The 1261-nt window shown below is 64.6% G+C and carries 2 pseudogenes; both read left to right on the forward strand.

The features are described from left to right. Nucleotides 1-302 (forward strand): annotated as a pseudogene (locus JC607_RS25155) (IS21 family transposase); the annotation flags it as partial. 10 nt (nt 303-312) lie between these two features. Continuing rightward, nucleotides 313-1151: pseudogene (gene istB / locus JC607_RS25160) on the forward strand (IS21-like element helper ATPase IstB). The last annotated feature ends 110 nt before the right edge of the window (nt 1152-1261 follow it).

The following is a 1261-nucleotide window of genomic DNA, read 5'->3' on the forward strand; positions in this document are numbered from 1 at the left end:
CATTCAAGGACTGGGTGCTGCCCCCGGCGATGGCCGCGATCCGGCGCAAGCTGAAGGGCAGCGATGATAGTGATCGGCAGATGGTCCAGATCCTCAGCTGCGTCCGCGACGACGGCCTGCTGGCTGTCGAGGCTGCCTGCAGGGAAGCCCTCGATCAGGGCGTCCATTCTGCCCCGGTGGTCATCAATATCCTGGCGCGCAGCCGTGACCCGGCGCCCGCCGTTCTGCTTCCCACCCCCGCAACCCTGCGCCTGACCCACGAACCCGTGGCCGACTGCGCGCGCTATGACAGCCTCAGGAGGACCAGCCGACATGGAACGCACCCAACTCCTCGACCTGATGGGGACGCTGAAGCTCTACGGAATGCGCAGCGCCCCCGCCCGAATTGCGGGCATACGCCCGCGGGGACGAGGTCATGGCCAGCGGCATTAAGCGCCAGCACGAACCCCCGCGCATCGTGGGCGATCTGCTGCAGTCGGAGATCGCCGAGATCGAGCCGGTGGTTCGCCATCGGTTCGAGAACCACTGGCGAGGGGCGCGTTCAATTCGTTACCAGATGACCGTCGCCAAGCTGCCCCTGGCCAAGGACATCAGCGAGTTCGACTTCACCGGCACACCTGTGAACGAAGGTCTCGTCAGAGAGCTGGCAACGGGCAGCTTCGTGGCCGACCAGCGCAATGTGGTCCTGATCGGCGGCACCGGCACCGGAAAGACCCACCTCGCCATCGCCATAGCCCGCGCTCTCATCCGCACCGGCACCAGAGGGCGCTTCTACAATGTCGTCGAGCTCGTGAACCGCCTCGAGACAGAGACCCGAGCCGGAAAGCAGGGGCGCCTGGCCGATTACATGACCCGGCTGGACTTCCCCTCCTCGGGAAAACGATCCCCCGGATCGTTTTCCGATCCTCGTCGACCTCGACGAGCTGGGCTATCTGCCCTTCGCCCAATCCGGCGGCCAGCTGCTCTTCCATCTCATCAGCCGCCTTTACGAACGCACCTCGATCATCGTCACCACCAACCTCGCCTTCGGGGAATGGCCAGCCGTGTTCAGCGATCCGAAGATGACGACCGCGTTGCTCGATCGCCTGACCCACCACTGTGAGATCATCGAGACCGGCAACGAGTCCTGGCGCTTCAAGAACCGCGCCTGACGATCAGGGCATGACCCGCCTTCACAACATGATCAGTTCCGTCGGCTCAGGCCCTGATCGCCGACCGCCGGGTGGGGTCAATATTGCGCGCCGATAGGGGGTCAGCTTTC

Source organism: Paracoccus sp. IB05 (assembly GCF_016405985.1).
Lineage (GTDB): Bacteria > Pseudomonadota > Alphaproteobacteria > Rhodobacterales > Rhodobacteraceae > Pseudogemmobacter.